The following is a 21,260-nucleotide window of genomic DNA, read 5'->3' on the forward strand; positions in this document are numbered from 1 at the left end:
CCGAACCGGCATCATAGACGGCCGGTTGGCCAAACTCAACGGCGCCCCGTCAGGTGTCCGATCGGCCGTCAGAACGCCGGTCGAATGCGGCAGTCACCCGGACACGCGGAGGTGCCCTCGTCGGCGTCACACACCGCATCGCCGCAGGTCGGCGTGCAATCGGCTGCGCAAGTGTCGTTGGCCTCGCCGCGACTCACCGAACACACGCCGTCACCGCAGAACGGCTCGGGCAGCGGCGGCGAGTTCGGCCACAACGACGGCTCGCCAACGTCGCCGAGCTCGAACGGGAACCAGATCGAGAGCACGAAGTGCGTGCGATCGAGGACTCGGGTCCAGCCCAGCGCATCGAAATCGCCGCCGAGGGTCGGCGCGAACGCGAGCGCAAAGAAGCTGTTGAAGTCGAGCTCGCCGGGCGCGGGCGGGGCCACGCGACCGCCGATGTAGACGATCTCCACCAGCCGCTCGCTCTTGTTGTAGAGCATCCAGACGCCAGTGAGCCCCATCGCCTGCGCGCCCTGGACCAGCTCCGGCAGCATGGCCTCGAGCATCGCCTTCTTGTTGCCGTTGCCCGGCACCGACCACCGCTCGGTCCGCATCACGACGTGGTCGACCGAGATGTCGCCCAGCTCGAACGCGCCGATGTTGGTCCACTCGTGGCATTCGGGCGCGACCACCTCGGGCCGCGCGAGGAACTGCACGCCGTCGAGCACGTAGTCCTGCGTGACCCACTCGCGATACGCGTGCGCTTGCTGCTTGGTCTCGAACAGGTAGCGGCCGCCGCTCGCCATGTCGCCGGTCTCGGGGTTGATGCTGAGCGGCAAGTGCTTGCCGTAGAGCATCCCCGGCTGATCGGCCATGTACATGCGATCGCGCTCGATGGTCGGCGCAATGAGGGCAGGATTGGTGCCCGGCGCGATGCCGAAGTCGCACGAGAAACCGGCCGCAGCATCGATCTGCGTGGCGCCGGGGAAGTCGTCGTCGTCGTCGTCGTCGTCACAGTCGTGGCCACCACCGTGACCACCGCCGTGACCACCACCGTGGCCGTGCCCGCCGTGGCCGTGGCCGCCGTGGCCGTGGCCGCCGTGGCGGAACTCCATGGCGTCGGATCCGGTGCCATCGTCGGCCGCACAGCCAACGGCGAAGCTCGAGGTCAACAGCGCGAGGACGAGGTTGTAGCGGGTGGGAAGCGTCACGGCGTGGGACTCCTATCCAGCCAACGGGCGCCCCTTGGGGGCCCGCGACAGCGGTTGATGCGGCGACGGGAACGGCTCGACCACGGCGGTTCCTCTGCTGAAGTGGCCTCGGGGGATGAAGCGGACGGTCTGCAAATGCTGTGGCCCCGGGCGCGATTTTATCCAGTCGAAAAAATGCAAGCTAGATTATGTGAAAGTCTTGAGCGGACCGTAAAGGGGACGCAAGCGCGGGAGTCCCGCGTAGGGACAACCCCCGGCGGCCAAGTCGCCAATGTGCTTGATCTCATTGATCATCGATTGTGAGTTCGAACGCGTTGTCCGCTTCTGGTGCCGAGACGCGGCCGACACGCGCTACCAAACGCGCGTGATCCGCCCGAACAAAGACCAACAAAACGTAGGCCACTGTCCATTCGGCCACCCCTGGCAGCCTCGCAAGCCCATGCGATCACTGTCCATTTGGCCATCGTACAGCGTTCCTTGCGTGCCCGTGGCCCACGATCTAACCTCGATTGAGTTGTGAGTTCGGTAGCACACTGCTCGGGGATCGAACATTGCTAACGCAGTCAGGACCATTCGGGTACGCCCCGAGCCCGGCGCCGTCCTTGGGATCGCAGGCCTGCGTCAAGGTCGCTGCGCTCACGGCAGGATTCGGCCTCGGCGCCCAGGCCCAGGAACTCACCGACGTCCTCATGGCCATGCTCGGCGCCCATGCGGGCCGAGGTCTCGACCTCCCGCCCGCGTGGCCCTCCGACATCTGCGATGACCACGGCCCGTTCGAGTTCTCGGTCGCGATGACGCGTCGGTCTTGCTCCCTGCGGGTGTTGGTCGAGACCGGAGCGCCCACGGGCGCGCTCGGGGAGCGGCAACGCAGCGCGGAGGCCACCACCGAGCTGCTCGCCGCGCGCTACGGCGTCCCGCTCACGGGTCTCACCTCGATCGCAGAGCTGTTCGGCGGCGAGCATGCAGACCAGTTCGCTCGCTGGCATGCGGTGGGTTTCGAGCACGGCCGGCCGGTGAACGTGAAGGTCTATCTGAACCCGCAGGCCCGCGGCCGCGACCGTGCGCCGATGGTCGTCCGCGAGGCGCTGCAGCGGCTCGGCTTCGCCGACGCATGGGACGAGCTGGCGCCGGCGCTGGCCCGCGGCGAGGCCGACGAACTCAAGTACGTCGGCCTCGATCTCACCGCCGACCCGGGCGCGCGGGTGAAGGTGTACGTCCGTCACCACGCGATCTCCGGCAACGAACTCGAGACCGCGCTCTCGCAGTGCCGTGGCTATCGAAAGGACGAGGCGCGCGAGTTCTGCGAGCTGATGACACAGCGCGCCGGAAGGTATGACGCGCTGCCGATCATCACGTGCTACGCGTGGACCTCCCAAGCGCGGGGGTGTGCGTCGACGCTGCACGTGCCGATCCGGGCCTACGCCCCGGACGACCTGGTCGCGTACGAGCGCATCCTCGGCTATCTGCAGCAACAAGGCATCGACAGCGCCGGCTATGCGCGCGCCTTGCCGGCATTCGCGATGCGGCCGCTGGATGCGGGCGTCGGCATCCAGAGCTACGCATCGATCAAGGGCACCGCCGACGGCAACGCTGTCACGGTCTATCTGGTACCCGAGAGCTACTCGGTGCAGCCATCGCGCGCACGCGACACGCGGGTCACCCCCACATCCAGCCGAGAGATCGAGCACCCATGAGCACCCATACGCTCGCAGACGTGAGTGTGGCGATCGCCGAGCACCGTGACCTCCTGTCGAAGCACGCGTTCCTGCGCCGCCTGGAAGGGTCGCGAGACATCGAGGATCTGCGGCGGTTCATGCCGCACCTGTACTTCTACGTCTTCGCGTTCCAGGACATGCTGCGGCTCTCCCACGAGCTGATCACGGAGCCTCGCCTGCGCGAGATCGCCGGACGCCACCGCGAGGAGGATGCCGGCCACCAACACTGGTTCGTCGAAGACGCCGCGACCCTGGGATCGTCGCGCGATGTCGGCTGGGTCTTCGGCCCCGCCCACGAGCCCACGCGAGACATCTCGTACGCGTTGGTGGCCGAGGTCATGCATGCGCACGACGATCACGTACGACTCGCGTTGCCGCTGGTGCTCGAGGCGGTGGGCTCGACGTTCTTCTTCCGCGTGAACGACCTCATCGCGCGCTCGGGATACGACGGCCCGCTGCGCTACTTCTCGCGCTCGCACCAGCAGGTCGAGGCCGATCACGACATCTTCACGGCCGAGGGCTCAGCGGCCATCAACGCCGTGGAGCTCGACGAGGCCGCCTACCAGGCCGCGCTCGCGGCCACGGCGCGCTGCTTCGCGCTGTTCGATCGGCTTGCGACCCACCTGTTGCAGCACCTCGACGACGGCGGCCTCGGGCCCGCGTGAGGCCGCAGACCACGACTTGGGGGACCGCATGGGCGACGACTCATCCACTTCTGCGCTCGTCGAACGCCTGCGGGCACTCGACGGCATCGACGTCAGCTCGGAGCACGCCGCGATCGATGCCGCGGGCCGTGACTTCGGCGGAATCACCGGCGGACGCGCGCGCGCGGTCGCGAAGCCCAGGCACGCCGACGCGCTGTGCGGGTTGCTCGAGTTCGCGATTGCCGAGCGACTGCCGCTCACGCCCCGCACGCTCGGCTACAGCCAGAGTGGGCAGTCGATCCCTCGCGACGGCGTGAGCGTCGACCTCCGGGGGTTCGACACCCTCGACATCGATCCCGAGCGCCGGCAGGCACGCTGCGGCGCAGCGGTGCCGTGGCGGGCCCTGCTGGCCGCCGCCGCCGCACATGGCCTCGCGCCGAAGGTGATGCCGTTCAACCTCGACATCAGCATCGGCGGCACCCTGAGCGCGGGTGGCATCGGCAGTACGAGTCACCACCACGGCATGGCGGTGTCGTGGGTCGACGAGCTCGAGGTCGTGACCGGCGCGGGGCAGCGGATTCGAGCGAGTCGCACCGAGCACCGTGAGGTCTACGACGCGGTGCTCGGTGGTCTGGGCCTGTTCGGCCTCATCTGCGAGGCCACGCTGGCGCTACGACCGATGCTGCCGGTCACGCGCACCTACAGCCTGCTGTACGACGATCTCGCGACCATGATGGCCGACGAGCTGACGCTCATGGGCAACTCCGCCTGCGTTCACCTCGAGGGCTTCGCATCGGCGGCAGTCCAAGGCGTGCGCCGCGGCCCCGGGGGGCGCCGCTCACCATTCGCGCGGTGGTTCGGCGGCATGCATCTCTCGCTCGAGCGAGAGCCCGACGACGAGTGCGGTGACGCGCTACTCGATGGTCTGCACCACCGCGAGCAGGTCCACGTCGAGGAGACCGACTCGCTCGAGTTCGCCGCCCGCTACGACATTCGCTTCGAGGTCATGCGAGCCACCGGAGCGTGGCAACAACCGCACCCGTGGTTCGAGTGCATGGTCGCCCGCGACGCGGCGATGGAGCTGCTTCCGACGCTGGTCCCCCAGCTCCCGCTCCTGCTCGGCGACGGCCATCGCATCATGCCGTTCGCCGACGTGGATCGACCGCCGTTCGTGATGCAGCCTTCGCCGTCACCGTGCTTCGGCCTGGCGATGCTGCCGATGGGCATCGCACCGCCGTTTCTTCCGCCGGTGCTCGCGGCCCTGCGCGGCCTCCACGACCGCCTCGTCGAGCGCGGCGGCAAGCGTTATCTCTCGGGCTGGCTGTTCGAGCCCGACGAGACCGCGTGGCGCCGTCACTTCGGTCCGCAGTTCGAGACGTGGCAGGCGCGCCGGCAGCAGCTCGATCCCCACGGACTGTTGGGCTCGATGCTGCTGCCTCCGCGAGCCACCGCCTAGAACGGGATGTCGTCGTCGCCCGGATCGCTGGCCGGATAGTTGTCGCCGAAGTCGTCCGGTGGGGCGCCGTGATCGCCACCGCCGCCTCCGCCTCCGCCGCCGCCTCCGCGACCACCACCGCCGCCGCCGCGACGCTCGCCACCACCACCACCACCACCGCCACCACCGCCGCCGCCGCCTCCGGCACCGCCGCCTTCACCACGGCCGCCGAGGAACTGCACGACGTCGGCGACGATCTCGGTGATGTACTTCTTGTTGCCGTCCTTGTCGTCGTAGTTGCGGGTCTGCAGTCGACCTTCGATGTAGACCTGGCGGCCCTTCGAGAGGTAGTTGCCGCAGGACTCGGCCTGCTTGCCCCACACGACCACGCGGTGCCACTCGGTCTCCTCGACGCGGTCGTTCGACTTGTTGGTGTACGTCCGCGTCGTCGCGACGTTGAGCTGACAGACCGCAGTGCCGCCCTGCGTGTAGCGGATCTCGGGGTCGCGCCCGAGGTTGCCGAGGATGATGACCTTGTTGACGCTCGCCATTTCGCTTCTCGATCCTTCTCGTCGCGCTCGAGCGAAGCCCCGGAGTCGGCGTCCGTGTCGTCCTCGACGCGGGGACATTCGCCGTCCGGATGTCGGTGGCGCGGCCCGAAGGTAGCGCGACGCGAGGTGGTTCTCGACCGCCTCGGAGCCTTGTTTGCAGGTCGTGCGCAGCCGCGCAATTGCGGCCGCACTGCGGGCCCACCGGACCGGCGGGCCTGCAATGGCGTCCTCGGATGTGACTTTGCGCCGGAGCCCGCGGCGCGCGCGAGGGGTTGGATCTCGCCACACTTGACCGGCGCCCCGGATCCTCCTCTAGTGGGCTCGACTCGCGATGATCCACATCGACGTCTCGATTCTGCTGCCCCTTCGCGATGCCGAGCCCATGGTGGCGCCGCTGGTCGACACCGCATCGCTCGTGCAGCGGCGTGTGATGGCGCGGCACCACGTCGACGGTCGGCCGCTGGCGTTCGAGTTCCTCGCCCTCGACGAGCGCTCGGGGGACAACACCGCCAGCGTGCTCTCGGTGTTGCACGCGAAGGTGCCGCAGCTGCGCACGTCGGCAGATCTCGAGCGGGGCAGTGCACTGCGCACCGCGGCTCGCATCGCCCGCGGTGACACGTGGCTGGTGATGGACCACCCCATCGATGCCGATCTCGCCGCGTGGGCCATCGGGCAGATCATCGTGGGACAGCGCGCTGCGATCGTCCCCGGTGAGCTGCTCGCCGTACACCGCAGCGCCGGCGTCGACGTGCTGCGCGAGCTCGATGGGGGCCTGGTGGTGGCCCAGCGGGCGATCGCGCGTCACCTCCGCCGGCTCGGCGAGACGCCGGCATTCAGCCCTGCATCCGGCGTGACCCGCATCGAACGCGCCTTCACGTTCCTGCGCGGGCACAGCAACCGCTTGGGCCTCGGCTTCCTCGATCGCCCGCTGCCGAATCCGCTGCGCTCGCGTGGCTAGACCTGCGGCCATCGCGTGGAGGCGGCTCGCCGGCCCCGGCGGCCCTGCTATAGTTCGCGGACGCCGATGACCGCCTTCGCCGCGATCCTCGCCCTCTGCGTGGTGATCATCATCCACGAGTTCGGGCACTACATCGCAGCGGTCGTGGCCGGCATGCACGTCGATCGCTTCAGCCTGTTCGGCATCGGCCCACCGATCGTCAAGCTCGGCCGCTGGCGTGGCACGGAGTTCGTCATCAGCGCGATCCCCTTCGGCGCCTACGTGCAGATCCGCGGCATGGAGGCCGACGACGGCAGCGGCGAGGCCGTACCGGCGCCCCCCGGCAAGATCGCGTTCCGCGATGCGAGCGTCCGCGCGCGCATGGCCGTGATCGCGGGCGGCCCGGTGTTCAACTACCTGTTCGCGATGCTGGTGCTGTTCGGCGTCTACACCACCGCGGGCGTCGCCGGGCCGGTGGTCGCCATCGAGATCCGTGGCGTGCACGACGGCTCGGCTGCGGCAGCGGCAGGCCTGCAGCCGGGCGATCGCGTGCTCGCGGTCGCGGGCACCCCCATCGATCCGGCGCAGGAGGCACGCGACATCGGAGCCGCGACCCAGGCCAACCTCGGCGGCACGATCGCGATCGAGGTCGAGCGCGACGGCCAACCGCTCGCGCTGGAGGCGACGCTGCCGGCCGAGGGTGATGCACCGCTGGGCGTCGACCTCGCCAAGATCGCTCCGCGCGAGCACGTCGACCTCGGCGTCGCGGCCAGCCGGGCGCTCGCCGATCCCTGGCGGGACACGGCCAACCAACTCGAGGGGCTGTACCTCCTCGCGACCGGCAAGCTCAAGGCGAGCATGCAGGGTCCGGTCGGCATCGTGCGATCGATCGCCCGCGAGGCCGACGTCGGCGTGGTGCCGTTCGTGCTGATGGTCGCGTTCATCAGCACGCTGCTGGGGATGTTCAACCTGCTGCCGCTGCCGGCGCTCGACGGTGGTCGGCTCGCGTTCCTCACCTACGAGGGCATCGCGAGGCGCCGCGCGAGCCCCCGCGTCGAGGAGCTGGTCCACGGCTACGGCATGGTCGCGCTGCTGGCCCTGCTGGCGCTCGTCACCATCGGCGACGTGCGGCGCCTGTTCTAGTCGGGCGCCCGCGCACCGCGAGACCCGAAGCGAGACACGAGATCGATGGCACGCCGCGGCAGCGAGAACCCCGACGCCCCCGCGGCGCAGGCGTCGACCGGCGGCTCGCGTCGCAGCAAGGCACCGCCGTCCGACAGCGCGCTCGCGCGTCGCACCAGCCGCGAGTCGCGGGCACCGGCTGGCTTCGTGCCGCGCATCGTCGACGAGGCCACCCTCGAGGCCGCGCTCGAGCGCCTGCCCGGTGACCCCGGCGTGTACCTCATGCGCGATCGCAGGGGCGAGGTCGTGTACGTCGGCAAGGCCCGCAGCCTGCGGGCGCGCGTGCGGCAGTACTTCAACGGCACCGACACGCGCCTGTTCGTGCCGATGCTCGCGAAGCTGGTCGGCGACATCGAGACGGTGGTGGTCGGGAACGACAAAGAGGCGTTCCTGCTGGAGAACAACCTCATCAAGGAGCATCGGCCGCGCTTCAACGTGAAGCTGCGCGACGACAGCAACTACCTGGTGCTGCGGCTCGACCCGCGCTCGAAGTGGCCGCGGCTCGAGCTCGTGCGTCAGGTCGGCCACGAGGGCGCGTGGTACTTCGGGCCCTACCACTCGGCCCGCTCGGCGCGACAGACGTTGCGGGTGGTGAACCGGCACTTCAAGCTGCGGACCTGCACCGACTTCGTGCTCGGCCACCGCACGCGGCCGTGCCTGCAGTACCAGATCGATCGCTGTCCGGGCCCGTGCGTGTTCGAGGTCGACGCCGACGCGTACACGCAGCAGGTCGGCGACGTGCGGCTGTTCCTGTCGGGTCGCCACCGCGAGCTGGTCGACGGCCTCGAGGGCCGCATGCAGGCGGCCGCCGAGTCGCTCGAGTTCGAGAACGCCGCACGCATGCGCGATCAGCTGGCCGCGGTGCAGACGACGCTGCAGAGCCAGCAGATCGTCGGCACCGACGACGTCGACCAGGACGCGTTCGGCATGTACCGCGAGGGCGGCCAGATCGAGTTCGTCGCGATGCACGTGCGCGAGGGCAAGCTGCAGCAGACGCAGTCGTGGTCGCAAAAGGGTATGGAGCTGCCCGACCAGACCGTGATGGCGAGCTTCCTCGCGGCCTTCTACGAGAAGGCAGCCTTCATCCCCGATGAGGTGGTGATCCCGTTCGCGCTGCACGAGGACGACGAACAACCGCTCGTCGAGTGGCTGCGCGAGCGCAAGGGTCGCAAGGTCGCGCTGGTGGTGCCCGAGCGCGGTGATCGCAAGAAGCTGGTCGCGCTGGCCGGCAAGAACGCGGCCTCGAGCTTCACCAGCCGCCGTGACCGTCGCGAGGACAGCGAACTGGCGCTGCAGCGGCTGCAGGATCGCCTGGGCCTGTCGAAGCTGCCGCGGGTGATCGAGTGCTACGACATCAGCCACATCCAGGGCAGCGACACCGTCGCATCGATGATCACCTTCGTCGACGGCGCCCCCGAGAAGTCGCGCTACCGCAGCTTCAAGATCCGCGGCGGCCTACGCGGCGGCGGTGATGGCCTGCCGCCCGGAAACGACGGCCGTCAGAACGACGACTTCGCCAGCATGTACGAGGTGCTCGGGCGTCGGTTCCAGCGCGCGCTCGCGGGCACCGATCGCGGCGGCGACGACGACGACGCGTGGTCGCTGCCCGACCTCGTCGTGATCGACGGCGGCAAGGGCCAGCTCGCGCAGGTGCTCACTGCGATCGGCGATCTCGGGGTCCCGATCGGCGCCGAGGGCATCGACGTGGTCGCGTTGGCCAAGGAGCGCAAGAACGCCCTCGGTCGGGGCCGCGCCGCGTTCGCGAAGTTCAAGCAACGCCGTGCCGACGCCGAGGCCGCGACTCCACCCGCGCCGGCGGCCGTCCTCGACGACGCGGCGACCACGAGCACGGCCCAGGACGCCGATGACACGCCGGGGCGCGCGTGGATCGACGCAGTGCTGCAGGAGGGTAGCGGCGATGCGCCTGGCGGCGACGTGTTCGAGGTGCGCCCGGAGCGGGTGTTCGTGCCCGGCCTGAAGGAAGCGATCGTGCTCAAGCCTGGCAGCTCCGAGCGCTACCTGATGGAGCGCGTGCGCGACGAGGCCCATCGCTTCGCGATCGGTCTGCACCGCAAACGTCGCGGCAAGCGAGCGCTGCACTCGAGCCTCGACGACATCGAGGGCGTGGGGCCAGCGATCAAGCGCGCGCTCATCAAGCACTTCGGATCGATCGCGGCGATCCGCACGGCCGATCTCGAGGCCCTGTGCGCGGTGCGGGGCGTCGGTCAGGCACTCGCCGAGCGAATTCGAGAGGCGATCGGGCGCGAGACCCCCAATCCGCCCGACGAGACGCACTCCGCGTAGCGGCTGCCACGCTCCGATCGCGGTGATCGAGCCCTACGTCCGCGGCCCGACGAAGCTGTCGCGCAGCGCACCCAACGAGCGCGGGTACGCGCGACGAATTCCCTGCGAGTCGGTCGTTCGTCCGCTTGCGACACGTGGTCGCAATCGGGATGATGTCGTCATGCGGTGGCTCGAGGAACACATCCTCTCGAGGGTGACGCGCGCGCTGGTACCGGCCGCGTTGCTCTCGGGTTGCTACACCGGTCTGAACGGCGGCGGTGCCGGGGGCGGCGATGGTGCCGGCGATGCCGGCGACGCCAGCGGTGGCTCGGGTGGCTCGGACGGTGGCGACACCGACACCGGGCCGACCGCGTCGTGCGACACGCCGCAGGTCGGCGTGACCAAGCTGCGTCGCATGACGCAGGCCGAGTACGAGCACACCGTGCACGACCTGCTGGGCTACGACGGCGACGCCGCGCAGGTGTTCTCGTCGGACGAGCGCGTCGGGCCCTTCACGAGCAACAACAACGCCGCGGTCACCGAGGTGCAGGTCGAGCAGTACATGACCGCCGCCGAGGACATCGCGCAGTGGGCCGCGACCGACGTCGCCGCGCTGCTGCCGTGCGACCCCGCGGCGATGGGCGAGGACGACTGTGCCGCGGCGTTCATCGCCGACTTCGCGCCGCGGGCCTACCGTCGACCGCTCGACGCCGCCGAGCTCGCGACCATCCAGGGCGTCTACGAGGGTGGCAAGGCCACCGGCGGCTTCGACAACGGCATCCGCCTGGTCGTGCAGGGGCTGCTGCAGTCGCCCTGGTTCCTCTACCACATGGAGTTCGGCCAGGCCGACCTCAACGACGGCACCGTCATCGCGCTCGACGACCACGAGATTGCGTCGCGCCTCAGCTACTTCCTGTGGGGCACGATGCCCGACGCCACGCTGTTCGCGGCCGCCGGCGCCGGCGAGCTCGTGACCGACGATGGCCTGTCCGCGCAGGTCGATCGCATGCTCGACGACCCCCGGGCGCGCGAGGCCATCGCCTCGTTCCACACCCAGTGGGTCGGGGTCGACGGCATCGACTCGCTCGAGAAGAACGCCGACGCCTACCCGGCGTACAACGCCGGGCTCGCGAGCGCCATGCGCGAGGAGACGGCCGCGTTCGCCACCCACGTCGTGCTCGATGACGACGGCCTGCTCGACACCTTGCTCACCGCCGACTTCACGCTCACCGAGGATCCCGAGCTGCTCGCGCTCTACGGCGTGACGTTGCCGGCCGACCACGTCGCCGGCGACCCGGTGCCGCTGCCGGCGACCGAGCGCAGCGGCCTGCTGACGCAGGCGTCGGTGATGGCCCGCCACGCCCACGCCAACCAGACCTCGCCGGTCCACCGCGGAAAGCTCGTGCGCGAGAACTTCCTGTGTCAGTCGCTGCCGCCACCGCCACCGACGGTCGACAACACGCCCCCCTCGCCCGATCCGGGCGCGACCACGCGCGAGCGCTTCGAGCAGCACCGTGAAGATCCCAGCTGCGCCGGCTGCCACTCGCTGATCGATCCGCTCGGTTTCACCTTCGAGAACTACGACGGCATCGGTGCCTGGCGCGACCAGGAGGGCGACCTCACGGTCGATGCCTCCGGTGAGCTCATCGAGACCGACGTCGACGGCGTCATCGTCGGCGCCGTCGAGCTCAGCGGCAAGCTGGCGCAGAGCGAGCAGGTGCAGCAGTGCGTGACCACGCAGTGGTTCCGCTTCGCGTTCGGTCGCTTCGAGTCCACCGACGATCACTGCAGCACCGACGCGCTGCAGGTCTCGTTCGCGCAGAGCGGCGGCGACGTCCGCCAGCTCATCCGCGAGCTGGTGTTGTCCGACGCCTTCCGCCACCGCCGCGCCGAGGCGGCGGCCGCACAGCCCGGAGAGGAGCAGCAGCGATGAAGTCACGAGCATTCCGAGCGACCGCGCCCCGCAAGCCGTTCAATCCTCGTTTCTCGCGCCGCGCCTTCCTCGGTGCCGCCGGCAGTGCTGCCGCGCTGGTGCCGTTCGTGCCGCTGCTCGAGCGCGAGGCCGCCGGCGCCGACGGAGCGCCCAAGCGCATCATCACCATCTTCACCGCCAACGGCACGCTGCACGAGCGCTGGGCGCCGACCGGCACCGAGTCGGATTTCACGCTCGGACCGATCCTCGCTCCGCTGGCGCCGTACCAGGACAGGCTCGTCATCCTCGACGGTCTGCAGGTGATCCGGCAGGGCGTCGGCGATGGTCACCAGCTGGGCATGGGCTGCCTGTGGACCGGCAGCCAGCTGCTGCCGGGTGACTTCGGCGGCGGCGACGGTGGCTCGGCGGGCTACGCCGGCCACGCCTCGATCGATCAAGCCATCGCCGAGGTGGTGGGCGCACAGACCCCGTACAAGAGCCTCGAGTTCGGCGTGCAGACCGGCGGCGCGAACGTCTGGACTCGCATGTGCTACGCGGGCCCGAACCAGCCGCTGCCGCCCGAGGACAACCCGCAGGCGATGTTCGATCGGCTCTTCGCCGACATCGGCATGGACCCGCAGGGCATCGAGCGCCTCAAGGCCGAGCGTCGCAGCGTGATCGACCTGGTGAAGGGCGATCTCACCTCGCTGCAGTCGCGCTACGGCGGCGACGATCGCCACAAGGTCGAGGCCCACCTCGATGCCATCCGTGCGATCGAGATGCGCAACGACGCGGCAATCCCCGCCTGCGAGCAGCCGATGCTCGATCTGGCGTTCGATCCCTACGCCAACGACAACTTCCCAACCGTCGTGCAGCGCCAGATCGACCAGCTGGTGATGGCGCTGGCTTGCGATCTCACGCGGGTTGCGAGCCTACAGTGCTCGGCGTCGGTCTCGGGGGTGGTGTTCTCGTGGCTCGGCCACAGTGCCGGTCACCACGACCTGTCGCACCTCGGCGACGACGACCAGACCATGCTCGATCAGATCACCGGCGTGAACACCTGGTACGCCGAGCAGGTGAAGTACCTGCTCGACCAGCTCGCTGCGGTGCCCGAGGGCGACGGCACGCTGCTCGACAACACCCTGGTGGTGTGGGGCAACGAGCTGTCGCGCGGCAACTCCCACGGCAACATGCCGGTGCCGTTCGTGCTCGCGGGCGGGGCCGGTGGCGCCATCCAGACCGGTCGCTGGCTCACGTACGATCAGACCCCGCACAACCGACTGCTGGTGTCGATGGCGCAGGCCATGGACGTCGACATGCAGAGCTTCGGCGACAACGACCCCGGCAGCGGTGGTCTCGCGGGCCTGACCTGAACACCACCGCATGAGCGAGGCCGACGACGGCATCGATCGCGCCGCGCTGGCGCGCCGCTCGGTGCGGACGCTGGCGTGGCTGGGCGACGCGCTCTTCGAGAACGTCGTGCGTCACCGCGTGGCCGCGCGCGGCGACTTCGCGGTCGATCGGCTCGACGCGATCAAGGCCGAGGTCGTCCGCGCCGAGCGACAGGCCGAGCTGCTCGAGGCGATCACGCCGGCGCTGCTCGAGGATGAGCTGGCGGTGGTCCGACGCGGTCGCAACACCGCGCCCCCCGCCTCCGCCCGCGGGCGTCGCAACACCCAGGAGTACCGCGCAGCGTCGGCACTCGAGGCCCTGGTCGCGCACTGGTGGCTCGGCGAGGGCCGTCCGCGCTTCGATGCGTTGCTGGTGCCGCTGCTCGAGCGGGCCATCGACGACGCGCTCGCGCGCCGGGCCCAGCGACCACGTCGGGGCTAGCCGACGTCGACGGTCGCGTCGACCGAAGGGCTCGTGGCCGCGGGCTCGCGGCCGTACACGCGGGCCGGCGGTGCCTTCAGATCCCACACCAGGCCGAGCCAGCTCATCACCTTGAGCGCGTAGAAGGTCAGGTCGACCTCCCACCAGAAGAAGCCCTGACGGGTCGAGCCCATGAAGTGGTGATGGTTGTTGTGCCAGCCCTCACCCATGGTGATGAGCGCGAGCACCCAGTTATTGCGGCTGTCGTCCGTGGTCGCGTAGCGACGCTTGCCCCACACGTGCGAGAGCGAGTTGATGGTGAAGGTGCCGTGCCACAGCAGCACCGTCGACAGCATGAATCCGCCCCACAGGCCTTCCCAGCCCCAGATGCCCCACACTGCGAAGCCGAGCAGCGTCGGCGGCAGCCACCACAGCTTGTCCAGCACCACCAGCTCGGGGTAGCGCGACAGGTCTTTCACGCGGGGCCAATCGGTGTCGCTGTTGCGGTCGTAGATCCAGCCGACGTGCGAGTGCCAGAAGCCGAACTGCACCGGCGAGTGCACGTCCTGCGGAGTGTCGGAGTACTTGTGGTGGTCGCGATGGTGCGCCGCCCACCACAGCACGCCGCGCTGGCTCGAGCTCTCGGCGAGCAGCGCGAGCAGGAACTGCATGACGCGGCCGGTCTTGAAGGTGCGGTGCGAGAAGTAGCGGTGATAGCCGCCGGTGACCCCGAACATCCGCACGAAGTACAGCGTCGCGCACAGCACCCAGGTGCTCGCGCTCATGCCGGTCCACAACAGGCCGAAGACGCCCAGGTGCACGAGCACCATCGGCAACGTGGTGAGCCACTCGTAGTCGCGCCAGGAGCGAGCATGTCGGCCGACGGCCACGCGGGGGGCGACGTCGGGAACTTCGAGCAAACGCATGTCCAGAGTCTTCAGCAGCGGTGTCGCCGCAGCCGTCACACTCCCGTCGTCGCCGGTCATGGTTGTGTTGGCGACGGGGGCGTGCGAGCGCGTGCACATGCGTGCACGCACGCGCCGAACGGGCTCGCAGACCCGCACCTCGGCCCCATTTGATAGCCTCGCGCTCGCCGATGACCCACGAGGCCGACGTCTATCGCGCGTTGTTGCTCGCATGCTTCGCGCTGGCGGGCGTGACCTTCTTCGCCACCGGCGTGCTGACGGCCCCGTACGGCCGCCACACCCGCGCTGGCTTCGGCCCGACCGTGCCCAAGCGCCTCGGCTGGTTCTTGATGGAATCGCCGTCGGTGGTGCTGTTCAGCGCGTTCTTCCTGATGGGCTCGCGATCGGGCGAGTGGATCCCGCGGATGTTCGCGCTGATGTGGCTCGCGCACTACCTGCAGCGGGCCTGGCTCGACCCGTTCCTCATGCGCGGCGCGGCCGGCAAGCGCATGCCCCTGCTGGTCGTGGCCATGGGCATGACCTTCAACACGCTCAACAGCTACCTCAACGCACGCTGGCTCAGCGAGCTCGGCCCGGGCTACAGCTGGCGCTGGCTCGTCGACCCGCGGTTCTTGTACGGCATGATCCTGTTCGTCGGCGGCTACCTCGTGAACCGCTGGGCCGACGCAGTGCTCATCCGCCTGCGGCGGGACAACACCGACTACGCGATCCCCCACGGCGGGTTGTACGAGGACATCTCGTGCCCGAACTACTTCGGCGAGCTGGTCCAGTGGTTCGGCTGGGCCATCGCGACGTGGTCGCTCGGCGGCCTCTCGTTCGCGATCTTCACGTTCGCGAACCTCGTGCCCCGGGCCGTGGCCCACCACGCTTGGTATCGGCGACAGTTCCCGGACTACCCGCGACGTCGCAAGGCGATCTTCCCGGGCCTGCTCTGACGCGACGGCCTGCGCTGACGCGACGCACGGGCCGGGCGACCGCCGGGTGGGATGTCGACCGACGGGCACGGCTGTCATGCCGCGACATCGATGTCAGGCGTGGATCGGTCGGATCGGGCGGCGCGCAGGACACCTGCGTCATGCTGTCGCAGCCCTGCGCGGGACCGTTCCCGCCCGCCAAGCACCCAACTCGTTGAAATCAAGCGGCTTCGATCCAGGCGGCACGCCCACTGCACACAAGGGAGACAGCTGCGACAACGGGTCGCGGGGCCCCGGGTTCGGGGCCGCTCGGGTGGGAAACGGTTGGGGTGGAGTTGGGGCGGGCAGGATGCCTGCCAAGTTGGATGGCGGCTGGTTGGATGGTTGGCTGGTGGGTTGGTTGGTTGGGTTGGGTTGGGTTGGTTCGGATAGGTAGCGAGGGGTTGGCAACGCGACTGGGAATCGAAGCATCAGGGTGACAGTGGCAATGCGGAGCACCTGGGCTCGAACGTGGCGATGATCGCCACGCGCGAGCCCAGGTGCTCCGCGTTCGTGCGCGCGACGATTCCGGGCTTCAGCGCGCGATCAGGTAGTCACGTAGGTGCGGCACGATCGGCATCGCCAGCGCAGCCTCGGCGGACTTGAAGCCGGCCCACACCACCTCGCGGTGATCGACGCTGACGCGAGGCTGCTCGTGCACCTCGACCTCTACGATCGTGACCTCGTCGGTGCGGTTCTCGAAGCGATGCACGCCGACGTAGGCCACGCGAATCGCCGCGGGATCGACCCGCACGTCACACTCCTCGGCGAGCTCGCGCGCGGCCGCGTTGGTCACCGGCTCACCGGGCTTCACATAGCCGCCCGGGAGCGTGTACTGGTCGCGGTACGAGTTCTTCACCAGCAAGATCTCGTCGCGGTACCACAGCGCGATGAGGGCCCCACGCGTGTGCGGGCGGCTCACGCTCCACCACGCGCGCAGCATCCGGTGCGCGGCCTTGTAGGCGGTCTGGAACCCGAGGTCGAGGAGCGTGGCGCTCTCCCCCTCGCCGGCATCGCCGCCTCCGGCGGCCCCTGGGCGATCGTTCACGGCGGCATTTGGCCACGGCCATCGGCCGTCGTCCACTGCTTCGTTGGTGATCGAATGATCGAACGGGGGCCCGTCGTCGCGGCGCACCGCGACGATGGGGCCTGCCGCGCGCCACGGCTCACTGGTACGGCGTGCAGCCCACGATCGAGAAGTCCTCGGGGAACCGCGGCTGCAGCTTGAAGTTGTTGAAGCTGTAGCCCTCGATGCCGATGATCTCGCTGAACATCGTGTTGAGCGGGCACGCGTTGCCGAGGCCGCTGCCGACCGCGTTGTCCCAGATCAGATCGTCGACCCGCAGCGTGCCGGTGACCTCGAACTCGTCGAAGTCCGACGGCGCGTCGGGGTTCACGGTCGTGATGCTCACGGCGCCCACCGAGACCAACATCGACTCCCACTGCTCGGCGGTGGCCGAGGCGGTCGCGAGCTCCGACGGGTCGGCGAACGCGATCGGCAGGAACGGCAGATCGGTGCCGTTGTCGTCGACCGTGATGCTGGTCGACTCGATCTCCGCGAGGCCGAAGTACTCGATGTACGTGCCCTGCACGCTCACGCGGTTGCCGACCTGCACGGTTGGTACGGTGTTGCCGGTGTAGATGAAGATGCCGGAGAACGCCTCGAGCGAGTCGTCCTGCACGTAGAAGCCCTGCGAGCCCATGCCGGCCCGTACCGCGGTGACGTAGGCGTCGGTGATCGACACCTGGGCGCCCTCGCCGGGGTACGCCAGGCTGCTGGGGTCGCGGATGTCCGGGATCGCCAGCGGGCACGGCGAGGGGCCGGGGTTGGCGGCCTGGCAGCTGTCGCAGACATCACCGTGGCCGTCGGCGTCGGTGTCGACCTGGAACGGGTTGTCGGTGTAGGGGCAGTTGTCGCTGGCATTGGCGACGCCGTCGTTGTCGAAGTCGTTGGCGTCCGGCACCACGCAGGCGTCGGTGTTGTCGAGCGGGCACAGGTCGCAGACGTCGCCCACGCCGTCGCTGTCGGCGTCGCCCTGCTCGTCCTCGAGCCAGCGAACCGGGTTGAACACGCTGGCGCAGTTGTCGGTCGCGTCGTCGACCCCGTCGCCGTCGGCGTCACCCACGGTGATGCCGTCGGGGTACTCGTCGCGGGTCGGGATGCAGCTGGGCTCGAGCATCGGCGTGCCGCACTGGATCAGCGGGTAGTAGGTGCCGATCGCCGCGCTCAGCGACGCGATGGTGACGGTGTTCCCGAGCTCGGAAAGGCACGCCCGCTTCTGCACGTCGCAGACGTCGAACGCCTCGCAGCTGCCGGCCTCGAATGCCGCCGACGCGACCAGGTCGGCGTCACCGTACATCGGCACGCCCCCGCGCAGGACCAGCACGGTGTCGGCCAACTCGGCCTCCACCACGGCCTCGTGATCGACGTGGCCGCTGGCCGCGAAGATCGAGATGTCGGCGATATAGCCCGGCTTGAGCAGGCCGATCGCGAGGCCGGTGCCGGTCGCGTAGGTCGCGTTGGTGGTCACCATCCGCCACAGCTGCTCGTACGAGAAGTAGCCGTCGAAGTAGTTGGCGTTGAGATCGGCGGCGCACCGCAGCTCGCGCTGCAGGTTCATCGAACCGCTCAGCACCCAGTCGGTGCCGAGTGCGATCGCGACGCCCATGCGGTCGAGCATCGTCACCGGCGCGGTGTTGCCGTACAGCACCACGTTGGAGCGCGGCGACCAGATGACCTTGGTGTTCTCGGTCGCCATCTCGGCGGCGTCCTCGGGCAACACGCCGATGGCGTGGATGACCGCGGTCTGGGGCTCGATGAGGTCGGTCGCGCCCATGCTGGTGCACACGAACTCGTTGCGGGCCGCGAGGTCGATGCCCTCGGCGATGTGCGGCAGGTAGCCGTCGAGCCCCGCGATGTCCGCGTTGGTCGTGGCGTTGTTGCCGTAGTTGCAGCCCATCTCGTGCATGGTGCCGTTGGCGTCGTCGAGCGGGAACGTGTCGCTGTCGGCTTGCTGCACCGGCAGGCCCTCGAGCTGCGCGGTCGAGCCGTCGAGGTTGCGCAGCAGGCCTGCACGACCGCCGGCGCTGGCCGCCGACGTCGCACCGCTCATCACGAAGCGCAGCTCTGCGGCCTGCACGACCGCGTTCGAAGCACCGCTGTTGTACGGCACATCGGCGTGGCCACCGAGGCCGATGCGCCAGTCGTGGCGGTGCTCGTAGCGGTCGACGCCATCGCCGATCGGGGTGTTGTTGGCGTAGGTGATGTGATCGTGCGGGTTGATGAGCCCGGGCGAGATGACGCCATCGGCACAGGTCACCACCGACGCGAGATCGGCTCCTGGTGCGCCGCTGCAGTCGCAATCGACGCATTGGATGATGCCGGCCGCGTCGACGAACACCGAGCCGCCGTGGAAGACCTCGTCGGCGCCCAGCACGTTGCCCTGCAGGATGACGCCGGCGGTGCCGAGCGTCGTGACCTCGCAAGTGCCCGAGGTCGGCGGCGGCAGCACGCCGCACTCCGTGATCACCGAGCCGCGGGTGTTGCCGTCGGGGTCGCCGGTGGTGCCGCTGTCGCTGCCGCTGTCGCTGCCGCTGCCGCTGCTGGAACCCGTGCCGCTGCCGGTGTCGGTGCCCGGGTTGGGGCCGCTCGATCCACTCGAGTCGACCGACGTGGTGGTCGTCGGCGACGTCGTCTCGAGCGAGCCGTTGCTGGTGCTCGAGTCCGCCACCGTGGTCGACGTCAGCGTCGTGGCGCCACCGCTCGAGCTCGACCCCCCGGTCGAGCTGCCATCGTTGCCGGCGACATCGTCACCGCCGCAGGCCGAAACACCGAGGGCACCAAGCAAAGAAAGAAGCGTCCGCGTGTACCGCATCGGCGCGGGAGCCTATCAGGTCTTCAGCAGCGTCCAGCGCCGATGAACCGCGCGGTTTCGTGACGTCTGTGCGTCATCGCGTGGAGCGCCGGCGGCGGCCGGCGCACCGCGTGAGCACGCTTGCACCGTGGTACCCCCGAGATCCCCTGGGTGCCACGCGCGATGCGACGAAAGCTCGATCGCATGCGCGATCGATCGCCCGCGCGCGCACATGACGTGCTAAGGACGTCGCCCGTGTTGATCACACGGGGACTCGTTCCTGCCGCCCGGCCCGCCGCCGTCGTTGCGCTCGTGCTGGCGTGCAACACCGGGCCCGACAACCAGCTCAATTTCGGTGACAGCTCCACGGGCGCCGCGACGATCGGCGCCGAGTCGAGCAGCACCGCCGTCGATCCTGCGACCACCGCCGCGGTCGACTCGACCGGCGTCAGTGGCTGCATCGCCGACGAAGACTGCGTCGACGACCCAAACGGTCCGCACTGCGACACGGCGACACACAGCTGTGGCGGCGAGTGTGTGCCGGGCGCGATGCAGCAGTGCTACACGGGCCCGGTCGGCACCGCCGACATCGGCGCGTGCGTGTCGGGCAGTCGCATCTGCGGCGACGACGGCACCTGGCCGGACCTCTGCAGCGGCGAGGTCACGCCGGGACCCGACGACTGCAACGCCAACGAGATCGACGACGACTGCGACGGCCTGGTCGACGACAGCGATCGCGACGGCGATGGCTACGGCGCCTGCGCCCACGACTGCTGCGACGTCGATGGTGGCGGCTGCGACGGCGCGGCGCTGGTGAACCCGGGCGCCTACGAGGTGCCGGACAACGGCGTCGACGACGACTGCGACGACGAGATCGACGAGGTCGACCCGCAGTGCGACGCAGGCCTGACCTCCGCCAGCAACGATCCCGACGACTACGCGCGCGCGATGGAGCTGTGCCAGTTCACCGAGGAGAACCCGGCCGATCCCGGCGATCGCGTGTGGGGTGTCATCGACGTCGGCTTCTCGACGGCGGCGGGCGACGGGGTGCCGCTGGCGGTGCAGCGCTCGCTGCGGGCCGACTTCGGCGACATCATCGACCCCGAGGCCGGCGATCGCATGGCGGTGCTCTCGAGCGGCCACGCCGCGGACATCACCGACGCCAACCCCGGCTACTTTCCGTTCCAGCCCGGGGCCAACCTCGGCACCCAGAGCGACGCGCCCGCGGACTGGCTGATGGCCAACGGCGACGCGTTCCCCAACCCCGCCGGCTGCCTCGAGCCGTGGGACACGCTCGCGCACGACCCCATCATGATGACGATGCGCGTGCGGGTGCCGACCAACGCGCGCTCGTTCAGCCTGAAGATGCAATTCTTCTCGGCCGAGTACCCCGAGTGGGTGTGCAGCGAGTTCAACGACTTCTTCGTGGCGCTGGTCGACTCGGCCGCGGTGAACACCGACGACAAGAACATCGCCATCTACGACGACGGCAACACCAAGTGGCCGGTCGGCGTCAACCTCGTGATGGTCGCCGACGGCCTGTTCACCCAGTGCGAGAACGGCGAGGTCGGCTGCGCGAGCGATTTCGCGTTCGACTACGCCGGCTGTCTCGGCACGGCGCTGCTCGACGGCACCGGCTTCGACGCGTCCGACAACGGCTGCGAGGCCAGCCAGACCGTGATCGGCGGCGGTACCGGGTGGCTGCGCATGAGCGGCAACGTCGAGCCTGGCGAGGTGATGGAGCTGCGGCTGGCGATCTGGGACACCAGCGGCCACCTCTTCGATTCGTTGGTCTTGCTCGACGAGTTCGAGTGGTCGCTCGACGCCGCGACCCCCGGCGTGGCCCCGGGCTGACCGCACACG

At 69.4% G+C, this 21,260-nt stretch carries 16 protein-coding genes; 11 read left to right on the forward strand and 5 right to left on the reverse strand.

The annotated features are described in order from the left end of the window. Positions 1-68: 68 nt before the first annotated feature. A complete protein-coding gene (locus tag IPH07_29145; protein ID MBK6921501.1) occupies positions 69-1,193 on the reverse strand; it encodes a hypothetical protein in 1,125 nt (374 codons plus the stop codon). Positions 1,194-1,702: 509 nt separating this feature from the next. On the opposite strand from IPH07_29145, the gene IPH07_29150 reads away from it, so the two are divergent. Genes IPH07_29150 through IPH07_29160 form a run of 3 tightly spaced genes read left to right on the forward strand, consistent with a single transcriptional unit; the run spans position 1,703 to position 5,008 of the window. Beyond that, the gene (locus tag IPH07_29150; protein ID MBK6921502.1) at positions 1,703-2,887 is read left to right on the forward strand and encodes a hypothetical protein; all 1,185 of its coding nucleotides are present in this window, start codon (positions 1,703-1,705) and stop codon (positions 2,885-2,887) included. Continuing rightward, a complete protein-coding gene (locus IPH07_29155) occupies positions 2,884-3,573 on the forward strand; it encodes a hypothetical protein (GenBank protein ID MBK6921503.1) in 690 nt (229 codons plus the stop codon). Before IPH07_29150 ends, IPH07_29155 begins: the two co-directional genes overlap by 4 nt. Positions 3,574-3,601: 28 nt before the next feature. Then, complete coding sequence (locus tag IPH07_29160; protein MBK6921504.1) at positions 3,602-5,008, forward strand: FAD-binding oxidoreductase; 1,407 nt, start codon at positions 3,602-3,604, stop codon at positions 5,006-5,008. Here the strand turns inward: IPH07_29160 and IPH07_29165 are convergent. After that, a complete protein-coding gene (locus IPH07_29165; protein MBK6921505.1) occupies positions 5,005-5,538 on the reverse strand; it encodes a single-stranded DNA-binding protein in 534 nt (177 codons plus the stop codon). The two genes, IPH07_29160 and IPH07_29165, sit on opposite strands and share 4 nt — an antisense overlap. Positions 5,539-5,869: 331 nt before the next feature. Here IPH07_29165 and IPH07_29170 point away from each other — a divergent pair, with 331 nt between their 5' ends. The 6 genes from IPH07_29170 to IPH07_29195 all read left to right on the forward strand — a co-directional run bounded on the left by IPH07_29170 (position 5,870) and on the right by IPH07_29195 (position 13,685). Beyond that, a complete protein-coding gene (locus IPH07_29170; protein ID MBK6921506.1) occupies positions 5,870-6,496 on the forward strand; it encodes a hypothetical protein in 627 nt (208 codons plus the stop codon). A gap of 66 nt (positions 6,497-6,562) precedes the next feature. Beyond that, positions 6,563-7,618: a site-2 protease family protein gene (locus IPH07_29175; GenBank protein MBK6921507.1), complete on the forward strand. Its 1,056-nt coding sequence runs from the start codon at positions 6,563-6,565 to the stop codon at positions 7,616-7,618. Between the two features lie 45 nt (positions 7,619-7,663). Continuing rightward, positions 7,664-9,961, forward strand: a complete 2,298-nt coding sequence (gene uvrC / locus IPH07_29180) for an excinuclease ABC subunit UvrC (GenBank protein MBK6921508.1) — start codon at positions 7,664-7,666, stop codon at positions 9,959-9,961. A 160-nt stretch (positions 9,962-10,121) separates the two neighbouring features. Then, positions 10,122-11,873: a DUF1592 domain-containing protein gene (locus tag IPH07_29185; protein MBK6921509.1), complete on the forward strand. Its 1,752-nt coding sequence runs from the start codon at positions 10,122-10,124 to the stop codon at positions 11,871-11,873. Next, positions 11,870-13,225, forward strand: coding sequence for a DUF1552 domain-containing protein (locus IPH07_29190; protein MBK6921510.1), 1,356 nt, complete (start codon positions 11,870-11,872; stop codon positions 13,223-13,225). Before IPH07_29185 ends, IPH07_29190 begins: the two co-directional genes overlap by 4 nt. A 10-nt stretch (positions 13,226-13,235) precedes the next feature. Then, a complete protein-coding gene (locus IPH07_29195; protein ID MBK6921511.1) occupies positions 13,236-13,685 on the forward strand; it encodes a ribonuclease III in 450 nt (149 codons plus the stop codon). Here the strand turns inward: IPH07_29195 and IPH07_29200 are convergent. Beyond that, a complete protein-coding gene (locus IPH07_29200) occupies positions 13,682-14,494 on the reverse strand; it encodes an acyl-CoA desaturase (protein ID MBK6921512.1) in 813 nt (270 codons plus the stop codon). The genes IPH07_29195 and IPH07_29200 overlap by 4 nt on opposite strands. Positions 14,495-14,760: 266 nt before the next feature. Here IPH07_29200 and IPH07_29205 point away from each other — a divergent pair, with 266 nt between their 5' ends. Continuing rightward, on the forward strand, positions 14,761-15,525 hold the full coding sequence (locus IPH07_29205) for a 3-oxo-5-alpha-steroid 4-dehydrogenase (GenBank protein MBK6921513.1): 765 nt from the start codon (positions 14,761-14,763) through the stop codon (positions 15,523-15,525). 553 nt (positions 15,526-16,078) lie between these two features. Here IPH07_29205 and IPH07_29210 read toward each other — a convergent pair. Further along, positions 16,079-16,591 carry an NUDIX hydrolase gene (locus IPH07_29210; GenBank protein ID MBK6921514.1) on the reverse strand — a complete coding sequence of 171 codons (513 nt, stop codon included), beginning with the start codon at positions 16,589-16,591 and terminating at the stop codon, positions 16,079-16,081. Positions 16,592-16,709: 118 nt separating this feature from the next. Further along, entirely contained in the window at positions 16,710-18,077 is a 1,368-nt protein-coding gene (locus IPH07_29215) for a thrombospondin type 3 repeat-containing protein (protein MBK6921515.1), read from the reverse strand. A gap of 1,575 nt (positions 18,078-19,652) precedes the next feature. Here IPH07_29215 and IPH07_29220 point away from each other — a divergent pair. Then, a complete protein-coding gene (locus tag IPH07_29220) occupies positions 19,653-21,251 on the forward strand; it encodes a choice-of-anchor L domain-containing protein (GenBank protein MBK6921516.1) in 1,599 nt (532 codons plus the stop codon). The last annotated feature ends 9 nt before the right edge of the window (positions 21,252-21,260 follow it).

The organism is Deltaproteobacteria bacterium (assembly GCA_016709225.1).
Lineage (GTDB): Bacteria > Myxococcota_A > Polyangia > Nannocystales > Nannocystaceae > Xiheibacterium > Xiheibacterium phototrophicum.